25 protein-coding genes are annotated in these 26,762 nt (G+C 58.6%); 3 read left to right on the forward strand and 22 right to left on the reverse strand.

What is annotated here, in order from left to right; all coding sequences use genetic code 11:
• Window positions 1–19: 19 nt before the first annotated feature.
• The 12 genes from IPH59_08570 to IPH59_08625 all read right to left on the reverse strand — a co-directional run bounded on the left by IPH59_08570 (window position 20) and on the right by IPH59_08625 (window position 15,882).
• A complete protein-coding gene (locus tag IPH59_08570; protein ID MBK7091759.1) occupies window positions 20–2,875 on the reverse strand; it encodes a DUF3854 domain-containing protein in 2,856 nt (951 codons plus the stop codon).
• 109 nt (window positions 2,876–2,984) lie between these two features.
• Window positions 2,985–3,677: a hypothetical protein gene (locus IPH59_08575; protein MBK7091760.1), complete on the reverse strand. Its 693-nt coding sequence runs from the start codon at window positions 3,675–3,677 to the stop codon at window positions 2,985–2,987.
• A 20-nt stretch (window positions 3,678–3,697) separates the two neighbouring features.
• The gene (locus tag IPH59_08580) at window positions 3,698–4,276 is read right to left on the reverse strand and encodes a hypothetical protein (GenBank protein MBK7091761.1); all 579 of its coding nucleotides are present in this window, start codon (window positions 4,274–4,276) and stop codon (window positions 3,698–3,700) included.
• 6 nt (window positions 4,277–4,282) lie between these two features.
• Complete coding sequence (locus IPH59_08585; protein ID MBK7091762.1) at window positions 4,283–5,701, reverse strand: hypothetical protein; 1,419 nt, start codon at window positions 5,699–5,701, stop codon at window positions 4,283–4,285.
• 191 nt (window positions 5,702–5,892) lie between these two features.
• Window positions 5,893–6,798, reverse strand: a complete 906-nt coding sequence (locus IPH59_08590; GenBank protein MBK7091763.1) for a hypothetical protein — start codon at window positions 6,796–6,798, stop codon at window positions 5,893–5,895.
• Between the two features lie 250 nt (window positions 6,799–7,048).
• Window positions 7,049–7,708 (reverse strand): hypothetical protein, encoded by a 660-nt coding sequence (locus IPH59_08595; GenBank protein ID MBK7091764.1) that lies wholly within the window; start codon window positions 7,706–7,708, stop codon window positions 7,049–7,051.
• A 37-nt stretch (window positions 7,709–7,745) separates the two neighbouring features.
• Complete coding sequence (locus IPH59_08600) at window positions 7,746–8,900, reverse strand: AAA family ATPase (protein MBK7091765.1); 1,155 nt, start codon at window positions 8,898–8,900, stop codon at window positions 7,746–7,748.
• A 26-nt stretch (window positions 8,901–8,926) separates the two neighbouring features.
• Window positions 8,927–10,021: a DNA polymerase III subunit beta gene (gene dnaN / locus IPH59_08605; GenBank protein ID MBK7091766.1), complete on the reverse strand. Its 1,095-nt coding sequence runs from the start codon at window positions 10,019–10,021 to the stop codon at window positions 8,927–8,929.
• A 168-nt stretch (window positions 10,022–10,189) separates the two neighbouring features.
• Window positions 10,190–13,513: a DEAD/DEAH box helicase gene (locus IPH59_08610; GenBank protein ID MBK7091767.1), complete on the reverse strand. Its 3,324-nt coding sequence runs from the start codon at window positions 13,511–13,513 to the stop codon at window positions 10,190–10,192.
• A gap of 173 nt (window positions 13,514–13,686) precedes the next feature.
• Window positions 13,687–13,929: a hypothetical protein gene (locus IPH59_08615; protein ID MBK7091768.1), complete on the reverse strand. Its 243-nt coding sequence runs from the start codon at window positions 13,927–13,929 to the stop codon at window positions 13,687–13,689.
• Window positions 13,930–13,932: 3 nt separating this feature from the next.
• Window positions 13,933–14,406 (reverse strand): hypothetical protein, encoded by a 474-nt coding sequence (locus IPH59_08620; GenBank protein ID MBK7091769.1) that lies wholly within the window; start codon window positions 14,404–14,406, stop codon window positions 13,933–13,935.
• A gap of 42 nt (window positions 14,407–14,448) precedes the next feature.
• Window positions 14,449–15,882: a hypothetical protein gene (locus IPH59_08625; protein MBK7091770.1), complete on the reverse strand. Its 1,434-nt coding sequence runs from the start codon at window positions 15,880–15,882 to the stop codon at window positions 14,449–14,451.
• Window positions 15,883–16,104: 222 nt separating this feature from the next.
• Here IPH59_08625 and IPH59_08630 point away from each other — a divergent pair, with 222 nt between their 5' ends.
• Window positions 16,105–16,461: a type II secretion system protein gene (locus IPH59_08630; GenBank protein MBK7091771.1), complete on the forward strand. Its 357-nt coding sequence runs from the start codon at window positions 16,105–16,107 to the stop codon at window positions 16,459–16,461.
• A gap of 94 nt (window positions 16,462–16,555) precedes the next feature.
• Window positions 16,556–16,894, forward strand: a complete 339-nt coding sequence (locus tag IPH59_08635) for a prepilin-type N-terminal cleavage/methylation domain-containing protein (GenBank protein MBK7091772.1) — start codon at window positions 16,556–16,558, stop codon at window positions 16,892–16,894.
• 7 nt (window positions 16,895–16,901) lie between these two features.
• Here IPH59_08635 and IPH59_08640 read toward each other — a convergent pair whose 3' ends face one another.
• The 7 genes from IPH59_08640 to IPH59_08670 form a co-directional block, all read right to left on the reverse strand.
• Window positions 16,902–17,075: a hypothetical protein gene (locus IPH59_08640; GenBank protein ID MBK7091773.1), complete on the reverse strand. Its 174-nt coding sequence runs from the start codon at window positions 17,073–17,075 to the stop codon at window positions 16,902–16,904.
• Window positions 17,076–17,394: 319 nt separating this feature from the next.
• Window positions 17,395–18,735: a sigma-70 family RNA polymerase sigma factor gene (locus IPH59_08645; protein MBK7091774.1), complete on the reverse strand. Its 1,341-nt coding sequence runs from the start codon at window positions 18,733–18,735 to the stop codon at window positions 17,395–17,397.
• 2 nt (window positions 18,736–18,737) lie between these two features.
• Window positions 18,738–19,196, reverse strand: a complete 459-nt coding sequence (locus IPH59_08650; protein MBK7091775.1) for a hypothetical protein — start codon at window positions 19,194–19,196, stop codon at window positions 18,738–18,740.
• Between the two features lie 148 nt (window positions 19,197–19,344).
• Complete coding sequence (locus tag IPH59_08655) at window positions 19,345–20,691, reverse strand: hypothetical protein (protein MBK7091776.1); 1,347 nt, start codon at window positions 20,689–20,691, stop codon at window positions 19,345–19,347.
• The gene (locus tag IPH59_08660) at window positions 20,601–21,566 is read right to left on the reverse strand and encodes a hypothetical protein (GenBank protein MBK7091777.1); all 966 of its coding nucleotides are present in this window, start codon (window positions 21,564–21,566) and stop codon (window positions 20,601–20,603) included. Before IPH59_08660 ends, IPH59_08655 begins: the two co-directional genes overlap by 91 nt.
• A 59-nt stretch (window positions 21,567–21,625) precedes the next feature.
• Window positions 21,626–23,536, reverse strand: coding sequence for a type II/IV secretion system protein (locus tag IPH59_08665; GenBank protein MBK7091778.1), 1,911 nt, complete (start codon window positions 23,534–23,536; stop codon window positions 21,626–21,628).
• 102 nt (window positions 23,537–23,638) lie between these two features.
• Complete coding sequence (locus IPH59_08670; GenBank protein ID MBK7091779.1) at window positions 23,639–23,845, reverse strand: hypothetical protein; 207 nt, start codon at window positions 23,843–23,845, stop codon at window positions 23,639–23,641.
• A gap of 266 nt (window positions 23,846–24,111) precedes the next feature.
• On the opposite strand from IPH59_08670, the gene IPH59_08675 reads away from it, so the two are divergent.
• The gene (locus IPH59_08675) at window positions 24,112–25,401 is read left to right on the forward strand and encodes a hypothetical protein (GenBank protein ID MBK7091780.1); all 1,290 of its coding nucleotides are present in this window, start codon (window positions 24,112–24,114) and stop codon (window positions 25,399–25,401) included.
• A gap of 19 nt (window positions 25,402–25,420) precedes the next feature.
• Here IPH59_08675 and IPH59_08680 read toward each other — a convergent pair whose 3' ends face one another.
• From IPH59_08680 to IPH59_08690, 3 genes are read right to left on the reverse strand one after another with little or no spacing between them, the layout of a single operon-like run.
• Window positions 25,421–25,849, reverse strand: a complete 429-nt coding sequence (locus IPH59_08680; GenBank protein MBK7091781.1) for a hypothetical protein — start codon at window positions 25,847–25,849, stop codon at window positions 25,421–25,423.
• Window positions 25,850–25,853: 4 nt separating this feature from the next.
• On the reverse strand, window positions 25,854–26,444 hold the full coding sequence (locus IPH59_08685) for a hypothetical protein (protein MBK7091782.1): 591 nt from the start codon (window positions 26,442–26,444) through the stop codon (window positions 25,854–25,856).
• Entirely contained in the window at window positions 26,441–26,761 is a 321-nt protein-coding gene (locus IPH59_08690; GenBank protein ID MBK7091783.1) for a hypothetical protein, read from the reverse strand. Before IPH59_08690 ends, IPH59_08685 begins: the two co-directional genes overlap by 4 nt.
• Window position 26,762 lies beyond the last annotated feature (1 nt).

A 26,762-nucleotide genomic window follows, 5' to 3' on the forward strand; every position in this document is an offset into this window, starting at 1 on the left:
CGTGCGGTCGGGGCCGCTTTCAGGAGAGGGCGAACAATTCGGGAGCGAGAATGGCGGGTTGGGCAACCAATGGTGGGTTGCCGTTGGTGAAATCCTTGGCTGTGGGACCCTCGTCGAATCTCGGAATTCCCCCGCACGCCTGCCTGAGCAATTTCATGGCGGGGTTGTCCTTGAGCAACGGTTCGAGCAGGCTCTCGCGACCACGTTCATTGAGACTGTCCCAGAACGTCGAATTCTGGCGCTCGGTGCTGCTCTTGAAAAGATAGGGAGCTTGCAGCAGAAAAAGCTGGCGCGATTCCGGTCCGTCCAGCCGGTTCTCCCTGAGCGCGCTCTGCAGCTCATGAATCTGCTCCGCCTCGTTGAGCTTGCGGTTGATCTCGCGCTCCTGTTCCGAGGCCGGATACTTGACCTTGCGGGGGCGCTCGGGCACATGCACCGCGTTCTCGAGGATGTCGATCAGCGGCTGATAATCGATCATGTCTCCGCGCCGGCAATGGGCCATGGCATAATCGTCCGTCCCTTTTACTTTTTTGCCGAACGGCAGGTTGGGCACAAAGACGCGGGCACCGGCGCGTTGAAGCGCGGCAGCGGTTTCGATCAATGCATGGGTGACCCCCGCCTTGAACGCCTTGTCGTTGTCGAAAAAAATGTGGCAGTTGCGCCTCCGGCCGCTTGCGTCCTGCATCCCGAACTGATTCAACTCCTCGACCAGTTTTCCGCGGGCCAGCCCCATCCAGACCCCGGGCAGCGACATCACGTGATAGGGCAGGCTGCGCTCCACGCACATCTGCGCCAGCAGAGCCGCCTTTTTTTCCCCTTCGATGATGATGAGACCCCATTTCGGGTTTTGCAGCCGGTCTCGCATGTTCGGATCGTTGGCCGGACTTCGCAGACCGCACAGAGCCTGGCTCGCATCCCAGCACGGGTTCTTTTTCTCTCCGGTCGGCGTGCGATATTTCACCCGGATCATCTCGGCCGGTTTGATCCGGCAATAGGTGTCGCTGTAACGCAACACAAAGCACGGCCGCAACGCCTCGATAAGGTTCTCGGTCGTCGGTTCGTCAGACGTGCCGCGCAGGATGTCGAGCGTCTTCGCGGGCGAAAATGAAGTGTAGAATTGCATCCGGGCCATGCTGATGGGCCGCAGACACGAGGAGTTCAATTCGTTATAGCTCAACTCGGAGATGCGCACGCCCTTGATCCGCGCCGCGCTGTCGTTGACTTGAGCCGGCTGGCCCAAGTCCAGCAGCCGTTTGGCAGCGTCCAGACCGATTTGAGGCGAGGCGCCTTTCCGCAGGCAAAGAATTGCCCGTCCCTCCGGAAGCTCGACTTGATAATCCGTGTATTCTCTTTTGGTGACCGGATCGAAGTAGGAACGGAGACTTTTCCAATCGCTCGGCACCGGTTCGTTGCTTTGGTCGTCTCGCGCCGCAAGGACGACGGCGATTGGCCGGTAATAGCTTTCGATCCGGGCGCGTTCTTTTGGAGTGGCACAGTTCAGATGCTCAACCATGAGCCGCTCCTTGAAGAAATTGCGCTGCCGCACCGCCAGATAGTCGCTCTGCATTAGCGCGTCATGGTAAGCTGCCAGATCCTGGATGATGTGCGGGATCGTGCCCTGCGCTTGCGCCACCACGTTGGGCTGCGACGCCACGCAGTCGGGTCTCCAGTTTCGCGCGGCATGCACCAGTTCGTGCGCGACCGCCGCGCGCAGTGACAACTCCACGACACCTTGGCCCAGTCGATGCGCCTTGAAGGCCCCTTGGACGCTGGGCTGATCCAGAAACTCCTGCAATCCGGGATTAGAGTCGAGCAGGTCCTCGAACATCCGGGCGTGCTCGGGCGCAATGTCCTCGCGGAAGCCGAGCAGCCGATAATAGTTCAGGTCTTGTCCCAGATGCCGGAGCGTGCCTTCATGCACCGTTGCGCTCCGGTCCTGCCCATCCAAGGGCCGGACGATCTGGCAATAGGCTCGAGCCAGAAGATTCACATCAATCTTCTGGGCGGCTGCGGTCTCCGTGGTCCAGGGGCAGACCTTTTCCTGGAGATTGCGGAGCATCGGCCCATCCAACAGAGCCTGGAACTGCTCCATTTCCTCAGAAGAAGGATCACGATAAATGACGGGCTTGCTGGCGATGCCCAGTCGCACGTAAGCCCGAGTGCCGTAGCGCGCCTGCATGTCCGGCGGCACTTTCAAACCCACGGCGGTCGTGTTGCCATCGTAGCATTCGGAAAGATCGAGGACGTGCTGATAGAGTTTGCGCGCGGCGATCAGGTGCCCGGTAAAGGCCAGTTCGCGGGCTTCATCGGAGAGTACTGTTCCGCCTGTCTTGCGGCTCCGATCCTGATGGAGCCGCGCCGTTTTGTGTGCAGTCTGCTCCGCGCGACTGTAGGCCTCGGGGCATTGGCGCTTCCAATCTGCCAACTCGCGTTCCTCGGAGGGCAGATACGGCGTGAACTTCCGGAGGCGGTCGACCGTTTCCCGGTACAGCCACTCGATCTTATCCCGGCGGGAAACATCCGGCTCATCGAGGGCATGTCGAATGGGAGCAGGAAGATGTTCCAACAGGTACTGGCCCGCGGCCTGGCGCAGCGGGCTGGGTTGAAGTCGCGGCAAAACGTCGCTCCAATCGTAGCCGAAATGCTCCTCTTCGATCTGAGTCCGGCCCTCGAGGGCATTCAGGATGGCGCGCTGCGCTTCAGGCCGCAGCCGCTCGACGACGCCAGCCTGCGCTTCGGCCGGGAGGACGAGGAACTCCGGTTTGCATCCCGCCACCAGCTCGGAAAGCTGTCGCCGGGCCTCCTCTTCCAGTCGGTAAAATCCCTTGTAGCGGTGGTATGGCTTGGTGTTCTCGGTCGGCATGGCGACTCTCATTCCCCTCCAGTATAGGTTTCTGATGGGCGTCGACGCCTGCCGTTGTTCGGCGAAGCCTTTGGAGCACCCGAACGGAACGGGTTTCCGCAGGTTGCGCTCCCTCAGAGTCTCATTCCGCCGGGGCTTTGAGCTCGGTATGAGTCAGATGCAGCGTGCAGCAATACTTGTCCCCTTCAAAGCGACCACGCAGATAAGCGAAGGCCGGAAGACCTTCGCGACGCAGTGTCAGTGGCTCGTTGCCTTTGATGCCGCCGTTCACGCGGACGAAACCCATTTGCTGAATCTGAATCTCCTGGCAGAGCTTGAAAAGAAAATCGAAGGACAGGCTGTCCAGGTGAATCACCTGATAAATTTTGTGCGTGACAAATTTTTGCACCAGATCGTCGCTGGTCTGGCTGCCTTTGGGAGCGATTTGAACCGGCAGTTCGATGTTCGGTTCGCTGGCCTTGTAGGGTTTCACTTCCTTCACAACCCCTTCGGCGGTCACTTTCTCCTCCACGAGCCGGAAATGGGCTGCCGGCTTTCGTTGCACGTCAAGGTAAGCCACGGAGCGGATGCGGACTGGTTTGCCGATGAGTTGCATGTCGATTTCGGGATCGGCTTTGATGAGCGCTTCGGTGATCTGCTGAGGGGTTTTTCCGTTTACCCACCCGCCCGGCACGCGACCAATGATGGCCTGCGACTCTGGTTCTACCGGTCCATTTTCGGCCGCGATGACGCGCTTGGCGGTTTTGGCGCAGTTGAGCGACAACAGAAAAAGTTCCGCTGTCCGTTTCTGAAAATTGGTCAGTTTGATGTACACATGGCCTCCATCGTCTGGTTTTAGAACAAGGACTCAAAACTAGCCTCGGCCTCTTCTTCTTCGCCGGCAGCTTCAGCAATGATCTGCGAGTCAATTTCCATCCCGACAAAAAGCGGTTTCTTGAGTTTGCCAACCAGCAGGAACGTGCCGTGATTGTTGGTGAGGATGGCCGCGTCGTTGCGCTCGACCCCGTCCCGATAATTGAACGTGCCGAGGTAGAATGTTCCCGGCGCGAGTTTCGCCTCCGGCAGCCGATAAACCGATGCGACTTCCAACAGGCTGACCTCTTCGGCAGAGGCTCGGCGAAATTCAGGGGCTTGCTTGAAAGAACTGGGAACCAGTTGTTTTTTCTGCCCGGTGGCGCTGTCCACAGTCTCGACGGGAGCAAGCGTGAAATGTTCGCCCGCGCGCAGCGTCCGGCCGACATCTCCGCTCACGAGATACAGGTTGCCTTCCTCAATCACTCCGGCCCGCTGCAACGGTTTGTTGTCAGCACCGAGCGCTTGAACCCGGCGACTGCCATAGAGGTCGTCGCGCGTGACTTTCCGCAGTTCACTGCTGCATTTCTCCGTACCGAGATTGAAAGTGCATGCTGCCATAGGATTTTATGCTTTTGCCCAGCCTTTGACGATTTCAGTCGCTTTCCAATCGTCAATGAACTGCCTGGCCTCGTCTTCCCTGTCGGTTGCTTTCGTCGCTTCCTCCAGTGGCTTGGCGCGGCCCGGGCTGTAATCAACGGTGTGGAGGACGAAGCGCGGGTAGTCTTCCCGTTCCTGTTCCCATGCGACGATCTTGCGAACGGCCGTGTTGCCTTTGACCGTCTTGCTGAAAACTTCCCGCAAAAAGATTTTCGGAGGTTTCGCGGTCGCGGACTGCTTCAGTTGCAGCGTCACCTGATTGATTTGTTTGAAGGTGCATTCCTGAACCGCTTTGTCCTCACGAATCCGCTCCAGCGTGGGATGAAACGGTTTCAGGATGAATCCCTGTCCCCGGTAATGATATTGTTCTCCGACCAATTGCAGAACCGTGTTGGTCCAGGGCTTGCCGTCGGTGTCGTTCCACTGCGCGTCTTCTCCATTTATTTCCATCACCTTTACGGGACGCACCCAATGGATGGGGCGGCCGTCGGAATCCGTCTCGGTGTAATTGGCGGCGACTCGTTTCAGGGACAGCTCCTGAAACAGCCTCTCGCGGAGCGCAGGATCGGCCACGCCCACGCGGGCGACCAATTGATAGGAGTTGTCGCAGACCAATGCGCCCATGATGGAAGCCACGTTGCCCGTCAATTCCTCCGTGCCCTCCACGTAGCCCACGATGGCCAGATCCAGATTGAACTTCGGCTTGACCTTGTACGCCACGTGGGTCGCGAGGTCGTGTAGCACAATACCTTCCTCGCGCTTCTCAATCTGCCGCTGGTAATAGGCATTGAGTTGTTCCGAGCCATTCACTTCCTGAAAGTCCGCGCCGTGCGCTTTCTCCGTCTGAGGCAGGTTTTGCAGTATCTTTACCCGCTCATCGTATCCCAACGCCTGCTTCTCCTGTTTGTCGAGTATGATGACATCCAAGGTCGTCAGATGCAGCTTCTCCAGTTCGGCGCGCGAAGCCGGAGAGTTGACGATGCGAATTACTTCGTAGCTGTGGGAACGACCGCCACTAACGGCCAGTTCGCACGCCAGCAACGCGCTGCTGTGTCCGGCCGCTTCCAGGGCAGCCCCCAGATCCTCAGCGGCGGGCAATCCCACTTCCACTCCGCACGATGGCAGATGAAAGACGAGCGGAGTTTGTCCTTTCTCCCAATAGAAGTAGGCGGCGATGCCGTCCACCTTGCAGCTCACGATACCACGGCTCCCGGCGAGGTTGTTGCCGATGGCGCTGGTCTGAACGTATTTGAATGCCTTGAGAAACTTCTCACGATGATGCGCGGCCAGATGCTGCAACGTCTGGTGGTTGAGCGCGTGCATGCGCGCCACCGCGTAGCCCGGCAGCTTGGTCTTGAGCTGCGACGCTTTGACAAAAGGATTCACGCCTTTTGTGTTTGGCCGGGTTCGCGCTACGCAATGGTTCGCCCACGGAAATGAAGTTCGATTATTTCAAGTCAAAACGAGGAAAGTCCTCTTGGCTTAAATCACAGTTCAGCTGATAGAAAGCGACGGCTGCCTCTGTGTTTCAAATGGTGCGAACCATTGGTCGTACTGCTTCAGGAAGGATTGCATGGTCAGATCCATAAGCACCTGCCGGAAGGCTTCCTTGTTGGGACGAGGCTCAGGGATGGTACCCAGGACAATGTCACCCTGACGACCGGTATCCAGGTCCGTGGCTTGAAGATTGACGTGAGCCTGGCTCCAATCGGCGGCTTTTGCCCCGCGTCCTTTTTGACTTCCAAGTCGAGTGCCGCCAGGGCGTCGAGTTTGTCAGGATTCGTCAGTCCTTCGCGAAGCTTCTCGTAATACTGCCCCAACGTCACCGGCCCGATGCCGCCGATTGGCTTGATCCCATCGGAATCATCGCCCGTGCAGGCGAGGAAGACCGCCATGTCCGGGCCCGTCAATCTTGCATTTGTTGGAAGGAATCCCTGTTTCAGATGTGCATCAATATTCGCGGCGGTTACCAGCTGCCTCTTTTGCGGGTTGTAATGACTGACGTTAGTCTTCACGAGTTGGAGCAGGTCTTTGTCGTAGGAGACAATTACCGCTGGGTTGCGGCTCGATTGAACTGCTTTGGCAATGAGGTCTTCCGCCTCCATGCCGGGGAATTCGTCGCGAGCGCCGATCACGGCAATTCCGAGGTGCGGCAGGCATTGCGCCAGCCGATGAAACTGTTGGCGCAGATAAGGTGACCCAGTCTTCCGCTTGTAGGTGGGCAGGAGTTCGGCGCGAAATCCATCCCGTGACGAATCCGCGAAGGCGATGACGCGGGCGGGCCGCTGCTTTGCCAGCGTGCTCAGTTGGTTGAACGTCCCCACGAGACCCCATGTGGGTTCTCCCGTTACTCTGGAAGTAACCTGGCGTGGATCCAGACCGCGAGGGCCCGGCATGTATGCCAGCCGGTGAAGGAAACCGGTCAGGTCAATATAACAAGTGCTGCCGGGCGGCAGCAGCGGAAGCCCATGCGCAATCTTCATCTCCCCATTCTAAGATCGCCGGGCCACGGTCGCTGGGTTGGCGCGCCCTGTCGGTGGATGTTACGTCTGTGTCGCTTTCCTTCGTTTGCCAATGAAGAGCCTTTGTAGGAATTATGGGAAGCAATCGCGCCGGTGCGCGGGCAGGATCGCGCCGCAGAATGTTCCCGCCAAGAATGAAGTTGAATGCGTGCTTTCGCCTTCTTGCGCGGCTCACTTTGGTCACTTGCCGGCGTGATGATGCGGGCGTGACTCAGGGCTCTTCCTCTTCCATTTCCGGCACATCGCCCTGCGCAAGGTTGCTCTCCACGACGTTGGCCGGAACGCCGGATGCTTTGGCTTGGGCGACGAGTTGCTCCAGCTTCGCCTTGCCCTCCACGCACGCCTTTTCCGGGTCACCGATTCCGAAGACTTGCTGCGATAGCAAAAGCTTCTGAACCTGACGATCCCAACCTGCCGTCGGGTCGGGTTGGATGTGCCGGAGAGCTTCGGCCGTCACTTGGATGTCTCGCAAAACCTGCCGCTGTTCGGCTGTGGGCGCAAAGATACCCGGGTTGTTGGACGCCGGTGTCACGCCGCCGGGATCTTGAGCCAAACATGCGCTCTGAGTGTTGTTCACGGTCGGGTTCTTTATGTCCTTGTCCGCCGGATTGAGTTCCTGAAGATACCACGCTCCTTCGGCGAGAAAGAAATTCTGGATGTGGTCGCCGACATCCGCGCTGATGCCCGTGATTTGGTCATCCTGATAGGTGAACGCGTTGGCCAGATGCTCCCGTCCCTGGTCATACAGGGCCACCACGTCTTCCCTGGTGTAAACTTCGACCAGCACGAACGGCTCTGTGATTTCCGCGAGTGGCTGGCCGGATTGGTTGTAGCGGAACGTCCCGCCGTGGGTGACGATTTTCAGTTGCATAAATTTCTCTCCATTCTAGGGCTCTTGAGTTGTCCTGCTATTTGAGTTGGACGAGCGTTTCCTTCAGACCGGGAACACCGGTGATGTTCCTGGCCAGCGCGGGTTGTTCTTTGAGCGCTTGCGCCACCAGATCGGAGGCTTTTGCAGTCAGGCGCTTCAGGAAGACGGCTGCCTGCGCCGGCTCCAATTCCGGCAGATGCTTGAGAATCATCAATAGCCTCGGCTTTTCTGGACGAGCTTCGAAGACCTGCACCCAGCTGCGGACCTTTCCGATGACAGGCCCAGCTTCCTGCAACTCTTCTTGCGCCGCTTCTTGCAGGTAATGCAACAAGGTGCGCTGGGTGCCGTCGCGAAAGGTGGCATTCTCGTAGCCAATGGTGCCCGACAAGTGATGGAGCAGTTGGCTCCACAACTCGCTCTTGGGTTCCATGCGCGCGAGTTGTGTCTCGGTGTATCCCTTCAAGATGTCATTGGCATAATCCCACGTGCGCGGCGTCGCGTAAGGCTGAACGGCTTCAACCATTTCTTTGGTGAAATAACACAACCGATCCGGGTTGCTGGCGATGAAACCCCGGATACCGGGATTGATGTGGCTGCCCCAATTCAGCCACTCGAGATGATTGAAGGTGAGTTCATGCAGGTTAACCCGGGAGATGATGGGGCTGGGAATGGGGTGAACGGCCTCGGAATCCTTCGGCCGGTTTCCAGCGAGCACGATGCGATTTTGTTTCGGAAAATTGTAGCTGCCGGTGATGCATCGTTTTTGAGTCGCCTGAAAGATCGGCACCTGGGTGCTGGGCGGCACCGTGTTGAACTCGTCGAAGAAAAACACCCACAGCTCGGGATCGTCGGTAGCGGGAAATTCAAAGTTGTGCGCGTAGTAGGTGACGAGCCCGCTGGTGTTGTCCTTGATCCGATCCGGGTGAACCTTTCTCAATTCCTCCAGAGCAATGACGCGCGGGATCCCTTTGAGTTCACTCGCATCGTAGCACGACAGCGGAATCACGCACAGGTTGGCTTTCAATTCCCGACAGACGTCCTCGACCAGGGCCGTTTTGCCGACTCCCGGCGGTCCGATGAAGCAGGTCGGCAGATCGATGTCCTTGTGCATATTCTGAAGCAGAATGCGCCGGCCAATTGCGTAGCCGATCGCCCGCTCCGGGAACAAAGGTTCTGCCAGGTTCTTTTGCATCGTTTTCAGGTCGGAAGGAATTCGGTTCAGTGCAGGCGGCGTGGCATGGCCAGATACATGCAGTTGTGGCCTTGAAACACCAACGGTGATTGCGGCCCTTGGAGATCGAATCTTACCTGGGCGTCGGTGCTCGCCTCGAGCGCTTCGGCGATGTAGCGCGGTGCGAATACGGTCGTGCAGGTTTCCCCCTGATAGTCCATCTCCAGCGACTCGTGAAACTTGCAGGTGGTCTGGGCCTGGATCACCAGCCGGCGCCCCTCAAAATGCAGATCGACCGTGCCCTCCTTTTCCTCCACTGCGGCGCTGGCGCGCTTCAATGCCTGCAACAACGCCTCCCGCGAGATGCTGTTTTCCCGCTGCAGCGGCCGGATGAATTTGTGGTAGTTGGGGTAGCTCCCTTCGACCTGCGAAAAGATGAGCCGGTAGCGCCCGTTGGTGACCGTTTCAAAGTCAAAGCTGACCTGGCGCTCTCCTACCGTGCAAGTGACTTCGCTCTTCCAGGTCAAATGCGAGGCGAGCAACTTGGCGATGGCGCTGGGGATGATGCATTGCAAGTTCGGGTCGGAGGGTGGTGTGGTCGGCGTGAATTCCACCAGCGCCAGGCGTCGGCTGTCGGTGGCCACGACGCGTCCCTGTCCGTCCGGAAAGTGCAGGTAACAGCCGCACAAGACATGTCGTTCGTCGTCCACGGCGGCGGCGAAGACGGTTCGGCGCAACGCCATGCACAGAGTGGCTTGATCCACCTTGAACGAGTTCCCGGTGGGCGCGGGCACATTTGGAAAATCGTTTGGTGGCAGCTCGGGCAGAGCCAGCTCGATGTTTTCCGTCGTGAAGTTGAAATGCTTGCCCGAAGTGGATTGGGCGTGAAGTTCCCGGCCCTGAAGCGTCTTGGCAAATGCGAGCAGCTTGCGCGCTGGCACGAGCGCCACTCCCTCCTCGCCTTCGGCAGGAAAGGAACATTGCACCTGATTGCTGGCGTCAGTGCCGGTGAGCGTGAGCACCCCACTCTTGAGTTCGATGAGCACGTGTGTCGCCGCAGGCAAAGGGGTGCGGGCCGGGATGATGCCTTCGACAACCTCCAGCGCTTTCTGGAATTCTTTGGCGACCGTGTTGAACTTCATGTCGTTTTAGGTGTTTGGCGCAGTTGTGCTCATTCGAACGCGAACGTGAGATTTTCCCGGCTGTTCTGAAAGGGAGCCGGGCATCTGGCCGAGGCAGATCTCGACCGCTTGTCGGGCTTGAGGACCTCGCCGTTGCCAAAGGAGAGGCCAAAATCCAGCTCGAGATTCTCACCGTTGGCTCGAGGCCGCACGCAAGCCGATGTAGAATTCGTGAACTGGGCCGGGACAGCCGCGCGCGGCGAACTCGGCCTGGTAATCGACGTTGTTAGCCTCAGCGGGCCGCGCCTCGGCCAGCAGCGTCTGCATCAATTCCAGTTCGCGCATCTTCTGGGTTTCAGCCAGTTCCACCAATTCTTCGTTCGTGCGCTGGGTGACGTTGCCGCTGACCAGCTCCACGTTGGCGTTGTTGCGGCGCAGAGCCATTTGGAGCATGGCTTCGTCGATGCTGGCGCGGCTTGGGTGTTGCGTGACCATATAGGTCACATCCACCGTTGCGGCTCTCTGCTTGGGCCGGGCAATGCGCCCTTCCAGTTGTTGCAGCGGATAGAAGACGTACTCGGCCTCGACCACGATGAGGGCGGACGCTTTGACCAGATTGTTCAAGCTCTCGTTGATGAGCGGCGTCCGGGTTAGAAAGATGGGCTTGCGTGAGCGCACATAATGCTGGTCGATCCACTCGCGGCGTTTGTGCGGCTGGGCGGGACGCTTCTCATCCAGCTTGACGAAATCGAAATCCGCCGCGGTGAACATCTGCACCAGGAGCTCGTAAGTCTTCTGTTGTTTGCAGGCCACGATGACGTTGCGTCCGGTGACCACCATTTCCTGCAACAAAGTGATGAGTTGTTTAACCTTGGCCTTGAGCGCGACGGCCTGAAGCTCGGCCATCTGGGTGAACCAATCGCGACGTTGAGTGAGACTGAACACCGGTTTGTCGGCGACAAAGGTCTGCTTCATCGCACTCAGGACATCCTCGTACTCGTCGAGAATGTCGCCCTCCAAAGGGATCGCCAGGAAATGCCGGCGCACATCCGGAATCTTCAACCCCATGCTCCGGCTGGTGGCGTGGAGTTGGGCTTGATGGAGATACTTCCACAGCTTCGGCGCGTTGGCGGGTTCAGGCATTTCCTGCTTGTTGCGGCGCGTGGCGATTCTGTTGCCCTTCGGGTCGTGGATGGCATCGCGCGTCACGCGGAAAGTGACGTGCTGTTCGATGAACTCGTTCTGCTGGTCGTAGGCGTAGGGGAATTCGGGTGAGTTATAGCCCCACGACAGCGTGAAGATCTGCCACATCTCCGCCGGGGTTCGGCGCAGCAGCGTGCCTGACAAGAGAAAAGTCCTCCGCGTGTGGATGGATCTGACGGCCTCATAAACCTTGGACTCGCCAGTCAATGAGTGGGCTTCGTCGCAAATTTTCGTGTCGAACAGATTCTTGATGAGCCGATACGCCGGGAACTGCAACGCGCTGCGGAATCCCTGGTCGCCTCGGCGCGGCTTCTCCTCGTCGCCCAGTGCCGCCAGCAGGTCGGCCACCTCTGGTGCGACTTCTCCGGGCGATTCGTCCTCGACCCGCCGGTAACTTCTGGCCAGGTAACCACACACGCGACAATGACCGTGCCGGGAGAACGTGCCGAATTCGCGCAGACCGACGGCGGCCTTGCCGCGTTTGACGTACTCGACGACCTGTTCGCGAATGGCTTTGCGGGTCGCACAGCTCAATTGAATCCATTTCCGCGTCTTGCTGACGTTGAAGAATTTTTGAGCGGCCAGTTCCAGGCAGCGCGGGCACTCCTGCACGTGCTGGTGGAAATGGAAGGGAACTCGTTTGACCTCGCCCGTGATGACGTTCTGTTCTCTCAGTTTGAGGATCTGCTCCTTGACTTGCCGCTCGGCGTTTTCGCGCGTGCAAATCAGGGTGTGAACGCGTTCGTTGGCGTTGTCCTGCTCTTTAACGTCCACGGGATACGGATCGAAGGTCTGATTGGCCAGCCCGCCGATGGTGAGGAATTCCTGGGAGAGTACATAGAACCTGGTTCGTTCCGGCTCCACGCCACGGTTGACCTCCGCCTGCAGTTTACGAATGCAGGCAGCGCTGTGGATGTGCGTGACGTCCAGGCCGAGTTCATCGCGCAGTTCCTTGATGATCTCGCCCAGAATCTTGCTCTTGGCGATGAAGGCCACGCGCCGCGCCCCGGCGGCGATGGCGGCGTAAGCGGCGAGACGGGTTTTGCCTGAACCCACGTGGTGAGTCAGCACCACGCCGCGTTTCAAAGACGCCAGGCCAGCGTGCAACATCTGGACGTCGGTGAGTTGAGCCTTGAGTTGGCTCAAGCACTGAATGCGCGCCTTCAACTGCTCCGGGTAGGCTTCCGAGAGAGTCTTGATTTCTGGAGGCGGAAACACGCGCAACACCTGGGCGAGGTTCGGGTCTTTGCTCGTGATGTGGATGCGGCGTCCGTACAGTGCCTTCAACCGTTGTTTGAGCTCGTCCACTTTGCCCGGATTGCCCATCGCGGCGGCCTGCTGGATTTGGCGGGTCAGATCATATTCATCGGCCGTGATGACCTTGTAAGTGTTGCCGGTCTGCTGACTGTAAGCATGGATATCCGCCGGCTTAAGCTCGCTCGTCATCGCCAGCGCGGTGTAGGTGCAGTGCAGGCTCATGTTCCGGCGGGTAAGCCTGGCTTGGTCTTCCTGTCCCTCCTCGGCTTCCAGGAGTTGCGCCTCCGGCAACTCGATCACCTCGCTATGCTGGATCGGATACACGTAGTATTTTTTGCCCCGGATGAAAGCCCGGACCTTTTTGTTTCGGATGGTGAAGAACACATCCTCTTGGGCGCAGTAGTAACCGGGCTTGTAATAGGCCAGCAACTGGTCGCCCGTCGGCTTGATCATCGGCACAGTCTGCTGCCGGTAGAAGTCGGCCTGCTTTTCCATCCGACGCCGGCTCTCGTCACTGTCGGGAAATTCCAATCCAAGCAAACGATGCAGCGCGACGGTTTCTTCGTAGCCGATGGCAGAGGCGAGCAGCGGGTTGCGGACGGCGGTGTAAAGAGATGTCTCCCGCATTTCCACCGGGTTGTAAACCATCAGCTCCGGCATGAGCTTCAGAAAGAAACCGGCCATCTCACTGATCTGCGGAACGCCGCTCGATGGAACTGAGACTTGTTTCTGCTCCTCAAGGTTGAACTGCGTGTCGAGATACTGGAGCGGGATGATCTCGCACTGGCTGGGAGCAACGGCCAGTTCGCTCTTTAAGCTCTCGTGCAAGTCAGACTGTTGGAAGTTGACGTGAATCTTGTCGATCACGTCGTCGCTGCTGAAGACATGATGCGGGCTGCTGTAGTAATCGGTCTCGTGTTCCAGCGAGCATCGGCCGCCGACGTTCAAGAAATAGACGTAATCACGGTTCTTGTGGCGCAGCGTGAAGCTGCCCAAGTGTCCCGGGACTGGCTTGGGGCTGACGATCAACGGCCGGAAACGCTGATCGAACATGGCAAGCGCCTCCTGGGGCTGATCCGTCAGCACGAGAACGTGAGCGGGCAGGCTCAAAGTCACCAGACAGTTTTCGAGGAGTTCCCGGTAACTGGCGCAGTTGTCGCCGACCGCCTGAATATTCGAGATCCAGTAACGGCTGTGCGTATCGGCAGCGACAGCCTGCTCTCGGCTCAGGTAAAGGGGATTGAGGTGACAGCGCCGGTGTAAGCCTTGTGCAGCGTATCAACGTTGGTGTACTTCCCGAGGCAGATCGCCAGCGAGAGGTTGGGACGGATTTTGCGGTAAAGCCGGACGATGAGCGAAACCCATTCCTGATCGGAGACGATGGTCCGCTTCTCCGGTTTCCTGGTTTTGTCCGGCTGGCAAGCGGGTGTGAGAGCGGGCAGAAGCGGCGGCTCAAGTAACTCTTCCATGCGTCAATTTTGTGTGGCCGCCTTCAAGAGGCGCTTGAGGACCTCGGGGGCAGGCTCGGCGATGACGCGGTAGCTTTTGTTTTCCGGGTTGAACTGGTCGGATTCCACCTCGCACCAGTCTTTCAGCAAGTCCGGCTGCTCCAGGATCAGTTCCTTGATCTTGAGCGTGTCCGCGTAAGTGAGTTGTTCACCGCTTTTGCGCACCAGCCAGAGCGCCAGCAAGCCGGCGCCCATCGTCGGCACCAGGCTGGGGAAGAGCAGTTCGTTTGCTTGGTCGATCCCGCTGTCCATCGCGTGCCGGAGCAGTTTCCTGTCTCCATAAGCGGCGTGGCGGCCCTCGTGTCCAAGCAGGTCGTAACCCTGAACGGGCATCGGCTTTTCGCCGGTCTGGATCCGGACGAGGGCGAAGCTGGGTCGAGTCAGCGTGCCGTGCCAGTTGACACCCAGGAATTGCTGGTTGCGGGCCGCGTTGCTCACGATGACCCGGTTCCTCTGCTGCGGAAGAGCGCGGATCATGGATCAGAGATAAATGACGGTGCCAGGAATGGAGAGGCCGGCGACCGCGCCCATGTTGCACTGCTTGGTAGTGGTAACCCACACGAAGTCGGCCGGGACGGAGTCGGGGAATGATCCTGCCAGATCGGTGAAAACGACGGTCAGGTCGCATCGATACTTGCTGTTTCCGCCCGGAGGCGGGCCACCGTTGGACAGCATTTCCTGGATGTTCGCGGCGATGCAGCGAAAATCCGTGCCGCCTCCGCCGACGATCGCGAGCTCATTGAGGTTCTGGACCGGATCCCCCTCTTCGGTCACTTCAATGCGGCTCAGGATGGAAGTGTCAAAACAACTGATGCCGTAGGTCATCTTCTTCTTCCGCTTGGCGAAGAAGTCACGGAAGACCTTCATGCAGTCGCCGATGTCCCCGGCCGAGATGCTGCCCGAGCAATCGATGAACAATTCGATGTGCCCGGTCTTCTCTTCGATCGGATCGGCCTTCTTGGGAGCAAAATAGTCGTTGGCCAGTTTCTTGTTGTGGTAAAGCGCCAGGTCGTCGGCGACGGGATACTTCGAGCGCAGACAGTCCATGATGGCCTCGCTCGCGTCGCGCGGAGGATTGGCCTTGAAATAGAGCAGCCGTATGCCGTTCATTCCTTCGCTGCCGAAATCGTTGGTCTTCATGAATTCGGCCACCCAATCGTTGATCATCTCCTGGGCGAAGGTTTCATGAACCTGCGGCGAAAAATCCTGCAGGTTCGCCACGCGTCCATTCAAATCCGTGAGTTCCAAGAGCGGCGTGCCCGTCAGCTCGGCGGATTGAAGTGCGCCCTGTTCCAACAACGTCAATGCTTCCTCTGCGATCTTGGGACCGGCTGGCAAGGCGGCCAGCGGTTTGAAGACATAACCGTGCTGTTCCCAGTGGGGCGAGTTGGCCGGCTGCTTGACCCCCAGCGACCGCATGTGATGCGCCACGGCTTGAGTGAAAGCCAGGTTGAGCATGGTCTGCTGATCCGGCGCCGCCTTGAGGTAACGCGTCTGGTAACCGAGCGCGAAATAGCTGGTGTGAAAGAGAACCAACCAGAACGCCGCCCTGTTCTTTTCGTCCTCGCTGATTGGCGCGGCATCAATGGCCTGCACCACGCGCGTGTTGAGGCGCAATGTGTCCGACCAGATGAAACTCTGCTGGTCCAGTTCGATCTTCAGGTGGCGTTCAAAGATATTGCAGAAGGGACGGAGCAGCGGGTGATCGCGGTGCGCTTGAAACGCCTTGGCCAGGCGTGAATCCAGAGGCGAAAGCAAACCGCCAAGAGTCTGGCTGACAGCGCGCTGCGTGGCGGCGACATTCGCGTCATTCAGCGAGCGCGAGGTCAAGGGGGTGGTTGTGTTCATGCTTTGTTGTTTGATGGGCAACTCGGGGTTGCGTGCGTGGCTTTTCGTTTGGCGGCCAACACGCATACGATGCCGACCTGCTTTCCATCGCCACCCCCGTTCAGCTCTCGCACTCATCCATCGAAAATGGGCCTGGGATCAAACGCCACAGGGTGCGCCGCCCTAAAATGGAACTGTCGGCCGTCCTGCAAGCGACGGACATAAGCTCCCCTGTCGGGAGGAGATGCGCTGGTGTAAACGTTGCCCGGTGCGGATGTCGGAAGCCTTTGGTCGGCGACGCACAACAAAATGAAACTGCAGAAATTCCGCAACAGAAAGGCCAAGGGTTTCACCCTGGTGGAACTGATCGCTGTCGTCAGCGTAATCCTCATCCTCGTGGCGATCGTCGTGCCCCGCATCGGCGATTTGCGCGGCAAAGCGGCTGACGCCCGCGCGCAATCGAACGTGAAGATCGTTCAGGGCGCGATCGAACGGGCCGCCGTGGAGGGCGCCCTCACGGCCGCCAACGCGACGGATCAGGCAGCCATCTACAGTGTGCTGACCACGGCCACCAATGGCATGTCCGGCGCTCCGTATCTGTCCGAAATGCCGAGTCCGGCGCCTACGATCAGCGGGGCGTTCCCCAACCTGAGCGTCGGTCAGTAACGTGTCTGGCGTGCCCCACCAAGCCCCGGCAGCCGAACTGCCGGGGTCTTTCTGTTGCAGCATGCAGCGTGGAATCCTGAACCTAAAATGGAGTATGAAAAGGTCCGCTCAACGTGCGTTCACGGTAATTGAGATTCTGGCTGTCGTAACCGTGATCGTCATTCTGGCGGCCATCATCATTCCGCGGGTGGTGATTCTGCGTCAGCAATCAACGCAAGAGCGAAACAATTTCAACGCGCGCCAGATCGCCAATGCGATCGAGCGGTTCCAATTGGAAGGAGGAAATGTGACCAACGTTTCCTCGGTTGAATCGGTCGTGAATCAGTTGATCGACCGGCAGACGCTCTGTCCGTCGGAGAAACTGACCTCGCGTCAAATCACGATGATCAGCACCAACGGTTACCTTTTCTTCTACGGAACCTACGACGATTGATCGACGTTCATCTGTTCCATCCGGCAACGCACCTGACTCCCGCCACCAGGCAACCTTCGGGCGTGAGAAGCTTGTGCTTTTCGACCAGTTCCTTGCCCATTCCCGTAATCTTCCATTGGCCACGCGGGTCCTTGAAAACGAACCCACCGCGGTAGAGTTGGGTGAACAACTCAGCGCTCACTCTTTTGCCTTGAAGGATGGACTCGAGTGCGGCCGCAAGTGTTGAGCCGCCGGCAAGGGATGGCAGCAGCCGGCAAGGGATGGTCGCGTCCGGTTCATCCGGAGGAAGGATTTCTCGATTTCGATTGCGATGTTCATCGGTCGGCGGATCGGATCGTCTCCTCCTGTCCTTTTGTTCCCGGACTAAACGTTGAGCAGCCTCCAATCGCTGCCGAATCTTTTCGGGGTTCTCAGTCGGCTCGGCGGAATGCCGTCGGGAAAACCACTTCCACATGACGCCGAGTGGTTGATTTTGGCGAAGCCTTTTGCCCGATTCAGGATCAGGTTGCCAGGAACCGGACCTTCTCGCTCTGGATGGCGGGATCGGACCGCATCTTGGCGATGGCCCTGGCCTCGATCTGTCGGACCCGCTCGCGCGTGAGTTTCAGGCTGGCGGCGACCTCTTCGATGGTTTTGGTAAGACCCCTGGCCAGTCCGTACCGAAGCCGGAGCACCTGTTTTTCGTTTGGCGCCAGACCGCCGAGCAGTTGGCCGATGGCCTGCCGTAAGGTCTCGCTTTCGTCGAGCGTGATCCCTTCGTCGCCGACCAGCTCCTGCTCGAACGTCTCCTCCTCCCTCCCGTGGACCGGCTGTTGAAGACTGCAAATCTGGCGGAGAGACAATGCGGCCTCAACGTTGTTCCGGGCAGTCTTCAGTTGTTTGGCCAAGTCCTCCGAGGTCGGTTCGGGTTTTCCCTCTGCCGAGGCTGCATCGCGGAGCTTCTGGATCTCGCGCAACATCTCATGCAGGGCGGGCGGGAATCGTATCACGTGGCCCTGGGTCATCAGAGCGCGCATGATGCTTTCTTTGATCCAACAAACGGCGTAGGTCGAGAGATTGAACCCCTTCTCCGGGTCGAAGCGCTCGATGCCTTTCATCAAGCCGAGGTTGCCCTCCTGAACCAGGTCCTCAAGTGTCAGGCTCCGGTTCTGGAATTTCTTGGCGATATGAATCACCAGCTTCAGATTGCACTCAGCCAGTGTGGCGAACAGGGAGTCGGCGTTTTCGGCGTGCGGTCGGAGTTGCCGGATATGGTGAGCAAGCTCATTGATTCGCAAGCCGCTGATCGTTTCGAGTTGCTTGGCCGCGCCGGCCCAGCGTTCGAGTTCCGCCGCGGACTGACGCTGGGTTGAGATGACGCGGCTGATCCAGGGGCGCTGCGGGAGATCCGCGAACCGGCGAATGAGGTCGCGGCTCCAGGCGAGGATAAGTTTGGGTTGAATGCACCAGTCCGCCAGTCTCGGGTTCTTCAACGAAGCCTTCTCTTGCAGGTTCTTGAAGAAGAGAAAGCGGTCGGTCGGCCGGCTCGCTTGTTGGGTTCCTTTCTCGTTATGTGCCAGAAAGAAATTCGTCAATCTCTCGCCATTCAGAAGTTCCTCCAGAACCTGGGTCAGAAAGAAGACCTTGCCGGGAATTCGATCCAGGATGTCGCGGCAAGCGATCACTTCGCGATGATAGTCCCGGGCCAGTTCAATCTGCTGCTTGGGCGCAATCCTGGGACAGTTCTGGAGTGAAGCAAAGTAGGCATCCAAGGCACTCCCGCCCGACGGAGGGCATTGTTCAAAATCGTCGGCCTCGCGGAGGATTTGCTCGGTGTCGAGGATGTCGAATTCAACGCGCACAACTATTCCACATTCTGCGGCGCCGCTGACGCTTCGGCCAGCCGGCGCAGCACTTTGTCCTGGTTCTTCAATACGGCGATGATGTTGGTCAGCCGCGCTTCGTTCTTCTCCTGAAACGCCTTCAATTCCTGTTCGGCCTCAGTCTGTTTGGCCACCAAGGCCCGGTGCGCCTCGGAAAGGCGGGTTTCCAGCGCGGGAATCTTCTGCATTTCATCATTGAAACTCCTCCGCAGCGCTTCCTCGGCGGCCCTCAGTTTGTTGGCCGTCACTTCGAGACTCGCGACTTCGGTGGAAAGATCCTTCGGGATTTTGAGGGAGCCCACTTCCTCCAATGCGGCTTGAGCAGTGGCCCGCGTTTGCGTCAACTGCGTTTGAAGGAGGGCGACACGGACATGCAGACGATGCCCGTAAATTCCGGCACCGCTGGCGACGACCATGGCCAGGCCGGCAACCAATAGCAACAACCCGCTCGCTCTTTGAAAGGTTTTGCGGTCTTCTTGCGGGGACTCGGCTCGTATCGCTGCCGAGGTTTCGGCGCTCGACGGCGGCGGAGTGGGCGGCATTGGTTCCGGAGGCTCGATTCCTCCAATACGGGGTCCATTCATAGCTTCACTTCAATTGCTCCAGGAGCCGGGCGTTTTGTTTGAGTTCATCCACAACGAGTGGTCTCGATGGCTCCCTTCCTGGCTCCGGTTTGGTCTCTTTCGAAGTCTCGGATACGGGATGTGTGTTCTTCGTTTCCGGTTCAATTCCTGCCTTCAGCGCGGTCGTATATTCCTCCTCTGCGCGCTCGACCGCCGTTTTGGCTGCTTCCTCGTCGATCTTGAACTTCGTGAGATTATCGCCGGATTCCTGCAAGTCTTTGAGCAGCCGGGTTTGCTCGGCCTTTGCCTTCGCCAGCTTGGTCTCTGCTTCAGATGGTGCGATGTCTTCGATCGCTCCCTCGCGTTCCAGCATCGTACGGCGCTTCTGTTCCAGTTGCCGGATTTCCAATGAATTCGTCGCCGCCTTTTGCGATAGGTCGTGGACCCGATTCTCGGTTTCGATTCGCCGGGCAATGATCTGGTTGGCCTGCTCGGTGCGAAGATCGAGGGCCTGCTTTCTGGCATGCACCAAGGCCTTGTCAGTCCACGAACTCTTTCGGACCAGGAAGCTTGAATTGGCTTCCGCTGAGAGTGTGGATTCCTGGTCGGGCTGGCTGTCTTCGATCTTCAATTTGCCTTCCGGAATCCTGGGTTCGTTGTGGTCGTCGAGGATCGTCGCCGTGATGAAGATGGTCAGATAATTGACGTCCTTTTTGTCCTGCTCGTTGCGGAACAGTTTCCCGAGGCCGGGAATATCGCCCAAATAGGGCACCTTGTTCCGGCTCTTGCTGGACGTGGAAGTTCGCAAGCCGGCGATGACCACGGTGTCTCCGCTGTCCAGGGTGAACTCGCCGTTGAACGCGCGGCCCGAGGTCTGCGGCACCTGCCGCGGTGGAGTGCCTTGGGTGCCGGAGGAAACGGTGACGAACTGGTCGAGTTGACTGACGCTGATCGCGGTGCCCAGTTTGAGACGAACGCCGTCCTGGATGCGCGGCAGGATGTTGATCGTGGTGCCGACGTTTACGAACGAGGTGTTGTCGTATCCGACGCCGGACCCGCCAGCGGAGTAGCCGGCCGCAACGGAACTGCCCGAGATGTAGGGAATCTGTTGCGTCGCCGCAAAGGCGACCTCCCGGCCGTTGGCGGTAATGGTCGAGGGTTGGGCAACCGTCTCGCCTTTCTGATCGTTCACGAAGAAATTGACGGTGGCGGAGATGTCGTTGCGCAGAACGATGGAACTCATCGGATTCCCGAAGGAGGATGCGAGCTGACGGAAGCTGCTCATGGCGCCGAACGAATTGGTGCGCTGCCTGCGGACGTTCCCGGCGGCACCAAACCAAAAGTGAGTCCGGGCGAAAGCATGCTGGCCCAATCCACCCCCATCCGGCTCATCGGATTCGAAGTGGTGGCGAAAATGCGGACGTCGATGCGGATATTGGGGTTCCGCATATTGGCGATTTCCAGATACTTCGCGACGCGGTCCGCCGCCTGACGGGTGCCATAAAGCAGCACTTGTTGTTTTTCTTCGTAGTACCAGACCTTGCTGCTTTTCTCGTCACCCACGTTGGCCACCTTCTCCAGCAGCGATTCGATTTCCCCATATTTGCCCCCGTTCTCCACAGTGAGCGATCCGGCGCTGGCCGAAACGGCGTTGCCCGCACCAGAATAGCCGGCGCCGCCACCCGTCGGCGCGCTCTGAGCCCCGCCTTTGAACCGATCGATGAAGTTGTCTTTCAACTTGAATTTGTAGAAGGCGACCTGGTTCGTGTATTTGCGGACGGTGTAAAGTCCAGTGTCGGCGTCGTAGAGTTCCAGGCCGCGATGTTTCAGGAGGAACTCCATCAAATCCCTCGGCTTGGGCTGGGCCATTTGCAGGGTGATCTCCTCGTCTGGAATCTGGTCGGCTTCCGGTTCCAGATAGTTCAGGCCGGACGAACGGGCCAGCAACTTGAAGACAGATCGCAACGGAACACCTTCGATGGCCAGATAGGGGGCGTCATTCGTTTCGGGGGCGACGGAGAGGATCGGGCTATTGGTTCCCGCCGGTTCAAACAAGCCCATGAGCCGAACCTGGGTGTCGGTTGTGAAGGGCAGGCCCGGCTTGTCCGCGCGATTTGTTGCAGCGGCTGTCATGTCGACGGCGGCTGTCTTGTCCGGGTCCGGCCGGGTTTCGGTATTTGTTTGCGCCGTGAGCGCCGTGCCCATCAGGCACCAGCAAAGGGTCATTGCTCGCAGACCGGCTTGCATTCGGAATCTCATCACATCTCCATTCTAAGGCGCTCAGGATGCGCCTGGTCGTTCCACTTTTATTTGAAGTCCTCTGCCTGAAAATCGAGAAACAGTTTCTGGGCGTCTTTGAGGTCCACCTGGCCTTCGTTGACCAGTTCCATGGCCTGCGCCATGATCGGTCTGAAGGCAGAATGTTGCTCGGCGTGCCGCACAATCTCCGCGTGAGTCTGTCCCTTGAGCAGGAGTTCCCGCATGCCGGCGTCCACGGGAATGATTTCGGTGATGATTCTGCGGCCGGTGTAACCTTTGTGGCAGTTGCGGCAGCCGATGGTGTTGGCATGGTAAATCGCCGGATTCAATCGCACGCCGCTTTGCTTCTCGATGCGCACCATCTCCAGTTCGGTGGGCCGGCGGCTCTTGCGGCAGACCGGACACAGGCGCGGGATCAGGCGCTGGGCCAGAATCAGGCGCACCGCATCGGCGATCTGGTGCGCTTCCACATCCAAAGCCTGCAACCGGTCGAACGTCCCGCTCGCCGAGTTCGTGTGCAGTGTCGTTAGAACCAAATGACCCGTATTGGCGGCCTGAACGGCGATCTGCGCCACTTCCCGGTCGCGGATTTCGCCCAGGAGAATGACGTGGGGCGCCTGGCGCAGGAGCGCGCGCAGGCCGCGGGCGAATGTCAACCCGATGACCTCGTTCACCTGCGTCTGGCTGATGCCGGGGATGTAAGTCTCGATCGGATCTTCGAGGCTGCACACGTTCAGCCGTTCGCGGTCCATCTCCTGGATGGCAGAGTACAACGTCGTTGTCTTGCCGGACCCGGTCGGGCCGGTGACGATCATAATGCCATTCACCATGCTGAGGGCCTTGCGCATGAGCTGAAGATGCCCCGGGTGCATGCCCAGCTTGTCGAGGTTGGGAAAGCGAATGGTGGCACTCAGCAGCCGTAGCGTGATTTTCTCTTCCTGACTGTCCAGCACCGGCATGGTCGCGGCCCGGATTTCCACGGGCGTGCCCCGGATGCTGAGGGTGATCTTGCCGTCCTGGGGCAGGCGCTTCTCGGTGATGTTCATGCCGGCGCGCACCTTGAGATGCAGCACGATATTGGTTCCGTACTGTTTGGGCATCCCGTCGAAGAATGTCGTGTTGATGCCGTCAATGGTGAAGCGTATCCGGTAATCGTTGATTTGCGGCTCGACCAGAATGTCGGAGGCGCCACGCTTGTAGGCGGCGAAGATCGCCGCCTCGGCAATCAGCTTGACCTTGACGTTCTTCGGATCGAGTTGCTCGTCGGTGAATTGGGCGGGGTCAATGCTGTCAGCGAGGCTGTCGGGAATAACGTCGTCCTGCTTGATGAACTTGGACAACTGGATCGTCTTGTTAACCTGTTCCTCAAGGAAGCGATTGTAGTCCCGTGGCAGGACCGGGATCAGTTGCACGGCCAACCCCTGGCGGCGGATTTGCTCGGACACGGTCTCGACGCTGTTGAAACGGTCCCAGTTGAGCACGTATCCCAACTGCATCAATCGATGGTTCTCAAACAGGATGACCGCTTCCACTGCCTTCAACGTTGCGGCACTTACGCGCTTGGACTCCTGCGGCACGTCGACGATGTCCAATCCAATGCAGGACTCGCCTTTGATTTTGCGGGAGAACCAGTATTCCCATTCCGGCGAAACGTCGTCAAAGCTGTCGGTTGCTTTGATCTTCTCGAGAGCATTGCGATCTTCCTCCGTCAGTGCGTTGTGTGTCATCTGCCACTCGGCCCATTCCCTCGGCACTGATGGGGGCGGCTTGGAGTCCGCTGAGTAGGCTTTTGCCGATGGGCCGGCGTAGCGTTGGTCCCACGCTTCCGCCAGTTTCTGAAATGCACTCCAGGTGCAGAGGACCATCTGAAGGTTCTCCTTGTGGAAACACGCCGGCAGCGGCACGTGTGGATCGTAATGTGCCAGCAGAATTCCTGGTCCTTGCGTCATCACCGGCACGTGTCCGTTTTGCTCCCGTTGAAACCCCAATGCCTGGCAACGGGCGAACAGTGTCGGGGAAGCCGTGACGTGGACGTTGGTTAGAAACGACAGTTCCAGAACCTAGGCAATGAATCCGGTCAGGTCCTCCTCGCCGAGAAAATTTTCGTCGCTGGACCGGATGGTATTCGAGGTGAGAAACTCGAAGAGATTTGGAACTGGCTCCTCAAAACGCAGGAGATGCTCCTGGGCAAACCGATCAAGGAGTTGTTGCAGCCCTGGCGTGACAATCAGCGCGGATGCTTCGGAGACGGTCTCGGAGCCTGTCATCTTTTAATTATAGGCTCGTGGAAGACAAGAGGCGGAATCGTCGCGGTGGCGCCTTCCCGGCTCTATAATTCATTGGGATGAATCCGAGAATCGATCTCAGCCCTAAAGAGGTCGAGAGACTCCCCCGCGGAGTGCATCCCTGCCGCGAATACCGCGTGTTCGACCACAAACACGACCAATAGGTCCTCTACCGGGAATTTCTGTACGAAACGGCGCACGGCATAGCGCACATCATCCTGGCACCCGGGCGAAACCTGCAGCAAGGCATGGCGGCGGCCGATCGACTCCTGAAGGGCTGCTCCACAAACACGCTTCTCGAAACCGGGGTTTACGGGATTGTGAACTCCGTTCGGAACCACGAAGAAGCTTGTTCCGGGTCTCCGCTGGTGCTGGCCGTGGCGCGTTCCGGTGTCCATACAGAATGGTCGTCGGAGCGTATGCTTGAAATCCTTTCCGGGGATGGCCAAACGCGGCCTTCTCGCCTGCACCGGAGCATGGTCAACCGACCTGCGCTCATGTTCCGCTATCAACCTTTTGCGGAACGAGGCTATTTGCGGATCAAGCCAGGTTACGTTCCTCCCGAAGTTAAGTTGAAATACGCCGCACCGGTAGGGTGCGCCAGCAACGAACTGTTCTTGGCCGGGAAGATCGCCAATCGTTGGTCGGACGCCTTCTATCAGTCGGTCTTGACCAACGTGGATTACAATCTTTGGATCACGGACGATGAAAAGAGCGCAATGTGCTTGTCGCTGCTGCCGCTGCTGCTGGGTCTGAAGATGGATGTAATTGGCATTCCTGGAAACTGGTCAAGAGGCAGCCACCGGGAGATGGACATTTGGAAGCTCGCGACTGAACTCGAGGCCTATCGCTTTATGACAGCGGAGGGCGCTCGCCGGCGGGTGGGGATTGTTTTCCGCCAGAATAGCTGGCTTGATGCTGAGTCGGTGGATGCACTTCTCCGTTTGTGCAAAACCTTGCGGGAGGCAGGGGCATCGGTTTTCGTCGCAGTCGTTCCATCTGAAGCTCGGCAGGAGGGCATCGACCATTTCTTTGCGAAACATTGCGTTCGCGGAAACGTGCTCGCCTTCGGGCCAATGCTCGATCTGTTAAGCCGCTCAGTCTATCTGGACGGCGATTACGAGGTCAGCCATCCCGCCCCCGATGTGTCCTGCCGTCTGAAATCACTCGGCGAACGGGCGGAGGTGTTTTATGAGGTTCAAGAGAAGCTCAGAGACAAACCATTCACCGAGTTGCCTCCACGTGTTATCGACCGGGTGGTTTCCGAAATCGGACACTTGGCGACCGGCGAAGAGGGAGGAGACAGCTTCCGTCATGAATTTTGCGCCTTATCTTTGGAAGATCAGGCATCGCGGTGGGCGGACTGGATGGCTCAGAACCCTTTTCAAACAAAACTGGATCGTGAACTGGACTCATTTATCCCGCCCGTATTTCGCGACCGGGGATCGATTGCCGCCCGGTTCTGCTTCGAAGACGCAGCGAACAATCGCCTGCCGCTGGAAACGTCAAGACAAGCCGGGAACGGCCCGTCCAAATAAATCTCCAACAAGATGCCGCTCATGCGGCCTTCGGTTCCGAGTGCATCTCGATGCGTTCAGCGAGCAGTTCGGCCGTTTCATACCAGGGAAAACAGAAGCACGCATCGCCGCTGAACACGATCTGGCCGTGCTTGTCTTTATAGCCGTACGCGCCCCAGCGATCCACAAACTCGCACCATTCCGGGCGCTCACCCTGGACAATCTCGCGGAACAGATCTTTGTAGAGGTCGAGGATGTTCGGCAGATTTTCCGGCTCAGCGTGTTCGTGGTAGTCAGCCCAGTCTTGCCGGCGCGCTCGCGCGCCAAACCGCCGCCGGATTTCAGGGTCGGTGTCAGCCAGATTTCTCATCCGGCAGATCGCGCGTCTGGCCTTGCGTCCGTAGCACACATCTGCGCCGTGGTAGATGGCGATGGGCGCGACGAGATTGAAGAGCTGTGGTGTGGTCATACGATCACGCCAATTGGAGCGGTTGCTCGTTCGCGGTTTCGATGACGCGGTACGCGTTCTGCCCCCGAATTTTGGCGCGCTTGATTCCACCTTTGGCAAACAGGCGATAGAGCCTTTGTCGTTCGTGGTCGCGTCCCTGGTGGTAAGTGTGCCCGATGACCTGGCACAAATCCCAAAGGCGCTCGGGCGGCAGCGATGAACACAATGCGCGCCACTCCGTGTGGCCGGCATCGAGGTAAACGTAGATGCCGCCTCCGTCCTTTCGAATGATCACGTGTCGCCCTGCATGACCGTTCACGGCGTAAATTCCATAGCGGTAACTGTCGCCGGTCCATTTCGTCGCGCTGTTGAAGGAGCACGGACGTCCTTCGCCGAACAATCCTGCGCCGAGAAAGTCGAGCGCAGCCACCTCGACGATCACGTACTCGCCCATCACAATGCCGGTGTGTCCGATGACCCAGGCTTTGAGTCGTTCGGGCGCGGCGGGCGTTCGGTCGCTTCCCGTGTGCTCGCTCTTGTACCAGTAGAGCCGGGCGGCATCGTCGCTGTGCCAGCCGCAGACTGCGCCGCCCATTTCGTAGGGGATCAATTTCATTCAATGAATTCGTAGGTGAGTATTTTCTTACCGTCCCGGTAGATGACGGCTTTGCCATCCTCGACGGCAAAATCCTTTGCCTTCGGATAATCCAGCCACGACCAGCGTTGTGGACCGGCCGGTTTGTCCGTCATGTGTTGGCGGTCGAACGCTACCGAGTTGGTCTGCACCCTGGCGACAATTCGTTCCTCCGGTGGCGGAGTCGGTATCACCGTGTTGCCGACGTTGCCGCGAATGACCAATCGCGGCATGTGAAATGTGACTCGGAGTTTCACGCCGGCGACCAGCCGGCGCTTGAAATCGGCAAGCGTTTTCATC

The organism is bacterium, assembly GCA_016708315.1.
Classification (GTDB): domain Bacteria; phylum Zixibacteria; class MSB-5A5; order CAIYYT01; family CAIYYT01; genus JADJGC01.